General features: G+C 67.6%; 8 protein-coding genes and 1 pseudogene. 4 read left to right on the forward strand and 5 right to left on the reverse strand.

The features are described from left to right. Positions 1–110, reverse strand: a 110-nt coding sequence (locus VN856_RS18390) for a histidine phosphatase family protein (protein WP_325691609.1), incomplete at its 3' end; no start/stop codon positions are given. Positions 111–222: 112 nt separating this feature from the next. Between VN856_RS18390 and VN856_RS18395 the strand changes: the two genes are divergently transcribed. After that, positions 223–1,023, forward strand: a complete 801-nt coding sequence (locus VN856_RS18395; RefSeq protein WP_325691597.1) for an AAA family ATPase — start codon at positions 223–225, stop codon at positions 1,021–1,023. On the opposite strand, the gene VN856_RS18400 is transcribed toward VN856_RS18395, so the two are convergent. Next, on the reverse strand, positions 1,024–2,238 hold the full coding sequence (locus VN856_RS18400) for a hypothetical protein (RefSeq protein ID WP_325691599.1): 1,215 nt from the start codon (positions 2,236–2,238) through the stop codon (positions 1,024–1,026). Positions 2,239–2,258: 20 nt separating this feature from the next. Continuing rightward, positions 2,259–3,791 (reverse strand): DEAD/DEAH box helicase, encoded by a 1,533-nt coding sequence (locus VN856_RS18405; RefSeq protein WP_325691601.1) that lies wholly within the window; start codon positions 3,789–3,791, stop codon positions 2,259–2,261. A gap of 327 nt (positions 3,792–4,118) precedes the next feature. Between VN856_RS18405 and VN856_RS18410 the strand changes: the two genes are divergently transcribed. Further along, positions 4,119–4,814 (forward strand): ferritin-like fold-containing protein, encoded by a 696-nt coding sequence (locus VN856_RS18410; protein WP_325691603.1) that lies wholly within the window; start codon positions 4,119–4,121, stop codon positions 4,812–4,814. Between the two features lie 2 nt (positions 4,815–4,816). On the opposite strand, the gene VN856_RS18415 is transcribed toward VN856_RS18410, so the two are convergent. Beyond that, on the reverse strand, positions 4,817–5,476 hold the full coding sequence (locus VN856_RS18415; protein ID WP_414686992.1) for a hypothetical protein: 660 nt from the start codon (positions 5,474–5,476) through the stop codon (positions 4,817–4,819). A 187-nt stretch (positions 5,477–5,663) separates the two neighbouring features. Here VN856_RS18415 and VN856_RS18420 point away from each other — a divergent pair, with 187 nt between their 5' ends. Then, on the forward strand, positions 5,664–5,912 hold the full coding sequence (locus tag VN856_RS18420; protein WP_325691611.1) for a DUF3107 domain-containing protein: 249 nt from the start codon (positions 5,664–5,666) through the stop codon (positions 5,910–5,912). On the opposite strand, the gene VN856_RS18425 is transcribed toward VN856_RS18420, so the two are convergent. Beyond that, positions 5,899–6,555, reverse strand: a complete 657-nt coding sequence (locus tag VN856_RS18425) for a TetR/AcrR family transcriptional regulator (protein WP_325691607.1) — start codon at positions 6,553–6,555, stop codon at positions 5,899–5,901. The two genes, VN856_RS18420 and VN856_RS18425, sit on opposite strands and share 14 nt — an antisense overlap. 185 nt (positions 6,556–6,740) lie before the next feature. Between VN856_RS18425 and VN856_RS18430 the strand changes: the two are divergent. Continuing rightward, positions 6,741–7,200, forward strand: a pseudogene (locus VN856_RS18430) (hypothetical protein); the annotation flags it as partial.

The raw sequence follows: 7,200 nt of genomic DNA on the forward strand, positions 1-7,200 counted from the left end.
CGACCGTTGTCGGTGAGGTCCAGATCGGTCGACCCGGTGTGCTGGCCGGACAGCGACCACTCGGTTTCCCCGTGGCGCAACAACACCAGCCGATGGCTCTCGACGCCCATGCTGACCGATTCTGCCTGACACACATAGCCATCCGCGCGCGGGCACCATGCTGTTGGTGCCAGGATGGCAGTTGTTAACCGCCAGCGAGCGATCTAGGGGGAGAGGCGTCAGATGAAGGGGACCCGAGTGCTGGCGGTGGCCAACCAGAAGGGCGGGGTGGCCAAGACGACGACGGTCGCGTCGTTGGGTGCGGCGATGGTGGAAGCGGGACGGCGAGTGTTGCTCATCGACCTGGACCCGCAGGGATGTCTGACGTTTTCGCTCGGCCAGGACCCGGACAAGTTGGCGGTCTCGGTGCACGAGGTGTTACTCGGCGAGGTGGAGCCCAACGCGGCGCTGGTGGACACCGCCGAGGGAATGACGCTGCTGCCGGCGAACATCGACCTGGCCGGCGCGGAGGCGATGCTGCTGATGCGCGCCGGCCGCGAGTACGCGCTCAAGCGCGGGCTGGACAAGCTCGGCGACCAGTTCGACGTCGTGATGATCGACTGCCCGCCGTCACTGGGCGTGCTCACCCTGAACGGGCTGACCGCCGCCGACGAAGTCATCGTGCCGCTGCAGTGTGAGACGTTGGCGCACCGCGGCGTCGGACAGTTCCTGCGCACGGTCAACGACGTCCAGCAGATCACCAACCCGGGCCTGCGGCTGCTGGGTGCGCTGCCCACGCTGTACGACCCGCGCACCACCCATACCCGCGACGTGCTGCTCGACGTCGCCGATCGTTACGACCTGCCGGTGCTGGCGCCGCCGATCCCGCGCACGGTGCGTTTCGCCGAGGCCAGCGCGTCGGGCTCGTCGGTGTTCGCCGCACGCAAGAACAAGGGCGCGTCCGCCTACCAGGAATTAGCCCAGGCGCTGCTCAAGCACTGGAAGTCAGGCAAGGCGCTGCCGACCTTCAGCATCGACGTGTAGTCAGCCCAGCGCGACGAGGGTGTTGCCCCGCTGCTCGAGCAGCTGTGAACCCGCCACGGCGGGGATCACCGCCGAGTTCGTCGGCTGCCGCTGCACCGGCAGGAAGCCTTCGCCGACGCCGGTGACCGGGTCGCAGACGGCGATGCCGTCGGTGACCGGGACGAGCAACTTGCCCGCCATCATGGTCGCCGGACCCACCGGGACAGACGAGCCGGCGGGCCCGATCGCGTAGCGGTAGGTCAGGTTCGCGGAATCGAAGACCATCACCCTGTCGCCGGTCCACCAGGTGATCAGGTTGCCGGGGTGGCTCACCACACTGGTCGATGACGGCGGCTTGGGCAGCAGCGTGCTTCCCACCGTGGTGCCCGATGCGTCGATGACGTCGACCCTGGGCTGCGGCGCCGGCAGGTAGACGGCCGTCCTGGTCTCGGCCAGCGCCAGCACCCGGGCGCCGGAATCCACGCCGATGCCCGGTTCGGGCACATCGCGCTGTTCGGGTTCGTCCTCTTCCTTGGCCGGACGCAGCAGCTTGAGCCGCAGATCGGTCTGCCGGCCGCACGCCTCGAACACCGACACCGCCGACGAGCTGGCCGCCGCCGACGTCAATCGGCATCCGGTGTGCAAGCCCTTCGACGACGGCTTGATCCGCGCGTCGATCTCGCCGTAGGACAACATCCGGACCATGTCCGAGCGCCACAGCTCGAGGCGGGTATCGCCGGCCGACAACACCGTGGTGCCGTCGGAAGACAGGGTGACCCGCTTGTCGGCGTAGCTGCTGCGGGCGGGCCCGCGGCTGCCGTTGGATCCCTCGATCGTGCTGGCCTGACCGCAGCCCCGGTCGTCGCGATAGACCGCGACAGCGAAGCGGTAGACCCCGGCGACCCCGCACAGATCGCTGTCGCGCGAGTAGGTCCATCGCACCTGGCCGGTGACCGGATCGCGCCCTTGCACGGTACGACCGTCGGCGGTGACGACGGTTCCGGCGACCACGACAGGCTGGTCGGTCGGCGCGTTCGGGGCGGTCCACAGCTGCTTCAGCGAGGCCGGGACCTCGTGGGCCAGCCGCGGGCTGGGAGCGGGCCCCGTCGCGGGCCGGCTGATCGTGGCCCGGGCGTCGCTGGTCCACCAGATCAACGCCGCGGCCACGGCGACGACGGCCGCGATTGCGGTTGCAGCCAACAGATCAGCCTTGGTGCGGCGTTCCGGCTTGACCATCGGGCAGCAGCGGCGCCGGCTTAGTTGGCGCCGGCCGTCGCGCCCGCCGATTTGCGGGGGCGACGACGACGACGCCGTGCCCGCGTGCCGTCGCCGGACCCGGCATCAGCCGCTGGGGTCGAAGTATCCGTGTCGGAGTTGCCGCTGGCATCGGCATGGCCGGTCGCCGACTTGCCGCCGCGGGTGCGGCGTCGCTGCCGGTTGCTGTTGCGCTGCTGCGCGGGCTCGTCGCCGTTGCGGCCACCCGACTCGCCATTGCGGCCAGCCGACGCCGTGCGCTTGACCGGCGATTTCTTCGGCGCCCCGATGGAGCCCTGGATGTCGGTCGGTATGTCCAGCTCGACATACAAGTGTGGCGAGTTGGAGTAGGTCTCGGCCGGATCCGGGCAGTTCAGGCCGAGGGCCTTGTCGATCATCGTCCAGCGAGCCAGCTCGTCCCAGTCGACCAGCGTGACCGCGATCCCGGTCTTGCCGGCCCGGCCGGTGCGGCCGATGCGGTGCACGTAGGTGTTCTCGTCGTCCGGGCACTGGTAGTTGATGACGTGGGTGATGTCGTCGATGTCGATCCCGCGGGCCGCCACGTCGGTGGCGACCAGCACGTCGATGGCGCCGGTGCGGAATTGCTTCAGCGCCTTCTCCCGGGCGATCTGACCCAGGTCGCCGTGCACGGCGCCGACGGCGAAACCGCGTTCGGCGAGCTCGTCGGCGACCTTCTGCGCGGTGCGCTTGGTGCGGGTGAAGATCATCGTGGCGCCGCGTCCGCGCGCCTGCAGCACCCGGCTGACCAGCTCGACCTTGTCCATCGCGTGGGCGCGGTAGGCATACTGCTTGGTCAGGTCGTGCACCGCCGAGGAGTGCGGCGCCTCGGCCCGGATGTGGGTGGGCTGGTTCATGAACGTGCGAGCCAGCGTGATGATCGGATCCGGCATGGTCGCCGAGAACAGCATCGCCTGCCGCTCGTCGGGGATCTGGCGCAGAATCCGTTCGATATCGGGCAGGAAGCCCAGGTCGAGCATCTCGTCGGCCTCGTCGAGCACCAGCACGGACAGGCCGCCGAGCTGTAGGTGTCCCTGCTGGGCCAGGTCGAGCAGCCGCCCGGGCGTGCCGACCACGACGTCGGCGCCGGCGCGCAGCGCCTCGATCTGCGGCTCGTAGGGCCGGCCGCCGTAGATGCACACCACCGACACCTTTCGGTCGTCGTCGGTGGTCAGATACTTGGCGGCGGTGGACAGGTCACCGTAGACCTGCAGGCAGAGTTCACGGGTGGGCACCACGATCAGTGCCCGGGGGATGCCGGACAGGGGCCGATCGGGCCCCGCGGTGGTGATCCGCTGCAGCAGCGGCACGCCGAACGCGAAGGTCTTGCCCATCCCGGTGCGGGCTTGCCCGATCAGGTCGTCGCCGGTGAGTGCCAGCGGCAGGGTCAGCTCTTGGATGGCAAAGGGATGTTCGACGCCTTCCTCTTTCAGTGCCTGGACGATTTCGTCGCGGACACCGAGGTCGGCAAAAGTTGTTTCGGCTGCGGCTCGGTTAGGTGTGATGAGTGGAGTCATGCGTGAAGCACATATGCCTTTCGGTTTCGTATTCGATTTGTCAATCGTTGCGGTCACGCGCGCACCAGTTGACTGTCGAATACGTTGCCGATTCGCGGGCCCTGCGCTTACTGAGGCGGGCCAACTGCGTGCACGCACATTGCTTAGGCAGCGGTGGTACGGATCTACCGCCATTACCTGGATTGATTGTAGCTGGTGGGCCGCTATGGGCCGGATTGGCGGCTCTGTGGCGCGCAGCGAGTCGCCCCGCATGACGCCTCGTGGCGATCGTCAGCGCGGCTTTGCCGCGCCCAGCGGGTCGCCCCGCATGACACCTAGAGTGTTGGCATGACTCCGCTTTCGCCGGGCGACACGCTGGCCGATCCGCCTCCGCCACGGCTGCCCGCGGACCATCCCGGCGTCAACGAATTGTTCGCGATCTTGGCCTACGGCGAGGTCGCGGCGTTCTACCGGCTCACCGAAGAGGCGCGAATGGCGCCCGATCTGCGGGGCCGGATCTCGATGGCGAGCATGGCGGCAGCCGAGATGGCGCACTACGAGTTGCTGCACGACACCCTGGAGAGCCGCGGCGTCGATGTAGTGCCGGCTATTTCGAAGTACGCCCCCGCCCTCGACGGCTACCACCGGCTGACCACACCGAGCACCTGGCTGGAAGCTCTGGTCAAGACGTATGTCGGTGATTCGCTGGCCGCCGACTTCTATCTGCAGATCGCCGACGGACTGCCCGACGAGGTTGCCGACGTGGTGCGCGCGACGATGGCTGAGACCGGACACTCGCAGTTCGTCATCGCCGAGGTGCGCGCAGCGGTGACCAAGAGCGGCAGACAGCGCAGCCGGCTGGCGTTGTGGTCACGTCGCCTGCTGGGCGAAGCGATCACCCAGGCCCAGTACGTGCTGGCCGAACACGACGAGCTGGTCGATCTGGTGGTGTCGAGGACCGAGGGCTTGACGCACTTGGCGGGTTTCTTCGACCGGCTTCAGCGCCTACACAACGACCGGATGCGTGAACTGGGGCTCGACTAGGCCTAGCGGCTGCAGGTCGCGATCATCGCGCTGCTGGTCGAGATCGCCACGTTCTGACCCACGCCATCGCTGATCGAGCAGTTGAGGTGGCCGGTCAGGCTCGTCGCCACGACGGATCGCAGCCCTACCCCCGGGTTCAGTACGACGGTCCTCGACCACGGCAGCGACACATTGAAGTCGGTCTGCGGTGCACCCGTCGCGTCGGTGTAGACGACGGTGACCAAGTCCAGAAGACCCTTGGTGCCGGTGACTCGATAGACAAAAGTGCGCTCGGCGACGTCCGGCGGCACCGCCGGGACAGCGACGGGCGGCGGGGTCTCGGTCGGCGTCGTGCTGGTGGCCGTCGGGCTCGGTTGATGCGAAGGCGGGGTGACGGTGGTGACTGTCTCGGGCGGCAGGACCGGCACCAGGCTGGGCCGCGGCGACGCGCTGCGGCTCGGTGGCGCCACGACGGTGGCCGACGTCGACGCGCTGTCGCCGCCGTTGATGATCACCACGGTGGCGATGACGGCGAGGACGAAGATGATGCCGGCGATGGCCGCGACCGGGCGCCAGCGCTCCTCGGGGTGCATGTCATCGCCGTCGGCGTAGATGTCGTCGACGGTCTCGTCATCTGAGTAGTCCTGGAGCTCGCGGCCCAGGTATTCCGTGGTGTTGATGATGCAGATGTTATCGGTGTGACACCTGCTCGAGGCCGGGTAAGCGGGCGTGTCAGGTCACGATTTGTCAACGGAGGCCGGTCTGCCCGGCGTCCGCGAATCCTTGGCGGCGACCGGCTTTCCGCACACTCACCGGGCGTCCACTAGCCTTGTCGAAGCATCGACTAACGAGGATTGGGAAGGGGCCGGCGTGGAGGTCAAGATCGGGATCACAGACAGTCCGCGCGAGCTGGTCTTCAACACCGCGCAAACCCCCAGCGAGGTCGAAGAACTCGTCACCGGCGCGCTGGGCAAGAGCTCCGATGTGCTCGCCCTGACCGACGACAAGGGCCGCCGCTTCGTGGTCAACTCGGCCAAGATCGCCTACGTCGAGATCGGCGCCGCGGACTCGCGTCGCGTCGGTTTCGGGATCGGAAGCGTCGCCGCTAAGAGCGGGTAAGCGGCACGTGTGACAGGCCGCCCCAGGCGAACTGCACGGTGCCGTCAACGGCGTCGTCCTTGGTGATCGGCCGATCGGAATCCAGCCAGTACCTCGCGCAGTCGACGCTGACCCCGACCAGACCCACCGCGATCATCCGGGCCCGGTGCGGGTCCAACCCGGAGTCGGCGCTGATCAGGTCGAAGACCGCATCGATGCACGACTCGGTGGCGACCCGTACCTGTACGGCAACCTGAGGCTCGGTGATGTTGTCGTTCTCGAAGATCAACCGGTAGCCCTGGCCGTCGTGCTCGATGAAGTCGAAGAAGGCCTGCACGGCCGACCGCAGCCGTTGCCGGTTGTCGGTGGTGGTGCGCAGGGCTTGGCGCACGCCGGACACCAAATTCTCGACATGGCGCTGCAAGACCGCTAGATACAGCTCCAGTTTGCTCGAAAAGTGTTGGTAGAGAACGGGTTTGCTGACGCCGGCGCGTTCGGCGATCTCGTCCATTCCGGCGGCGTGATAGCCGCGGTCGACAAAGATGTCGCTGGCAGCCATGAGCAATTGGCCCCGACGCTCGTCACGAGGCAATCGGTTGCCGCGCCGAGCAGAGGTGCCGGGCTTCACCCCACTCCGTCCGGCGGCGTTGGCAAGATCGCTCATCCATTCCTCAATCTGCTTGTCATAGCGCCGGTGATGCGAGTGCGCTGTTGATCGGAAGAACACTACTACCCGCCTCGCATTTTCGATCATCACTCACGGCTTGAATGTCTGCATGGCGGCGTCTCACGAGCGCGTTCGGGCGCGCCGAGAGTCCCAGCTAGCGGCTGTTGTGCCATCCTGGGAAAGTGACCTTCGACCCCGACCGGCGCGGGGGCAACCGGACACCGGTTCTTCGCGACGACTGGCGAGAACCGCTGCGCGCTCAACGGGACCCGCTGGCGTGGGGTGGCGAAGGGCGGGTCCGGTCGAACCGGGACACCAACCGCTTCCGGAAACAGAGTTGGCTGGGACGGTTCGTGTCGACCTACGGCTGGCGCGCGTACGCGCTGCCGGTACTGATAGCCGTCACCGGGGTCGTGCTGTACCAGACCGTCACCGGCACCAGCGCGTCCGCTCCCGCCTCCGGGCGTCCGATTCAGGGCCCGCCGCAAATCGGCGCGGTGGGTACGGTGATCGCTGATGCGCCGCCTCGCGGTCTGACTCAGTTCGACGCCAGCCTGCCGACCGGAATGCTGCCCAACGGCGGCCCGTTCACCGATGCGGCGACCAAGTCCTGGCACATGGTCCCGGGAGTCACACCGCAGT

The organism is Mycobacterium sp., from assembly GCF_035603715.1.
GTDB lineage: Bacteria > Actinomycetota > Actinomycetes > Mycobacteriales > Mycobacteriaceae > Mycobacterium.

What these genes read in the sequence shown, in the direction of transcription:
- VN856_RS18395 (WP_325691597.1), top strand. Translation starts at nt 223, where the DNA reads ATGAAGGGGACCCGAGTGCTGGCGGTGGCCAACCAGAAGGGCGGGGTG.
- VN856_RS18400 (WP_325691599.1), bottom strand. Translation starts at nt 2,238, where the DNA reads ATGGTCAAGCCGGAACGCCGCACCAAGGCTGATCTGTTGGCTGCAACC.
- VN856_RS18405 (WP_325691601.1), bottom strand. Translation starts at nt 3,791, where the DNA reads ATGACTCCACTCATCACACCTAACCGAGCCGCAGCCGAAACAACTTTT.
- VN856_RS18410 (WP_325691603.1), top strand. Translation starts at nt 4,119, where the DNA reads ATGACTCCGCTTTCGCCGGGCGACACGCTGGCCGATCCGCCTCCGCCA.
- VN856_RS18425 (WP_325691607.1), bottom strand. Translation starts at nt 6,555, where the DNA reads ATGAGCGATCTTGCCAACGCCGCCGGACGGAGTGGGGTGAAGCCCGGC.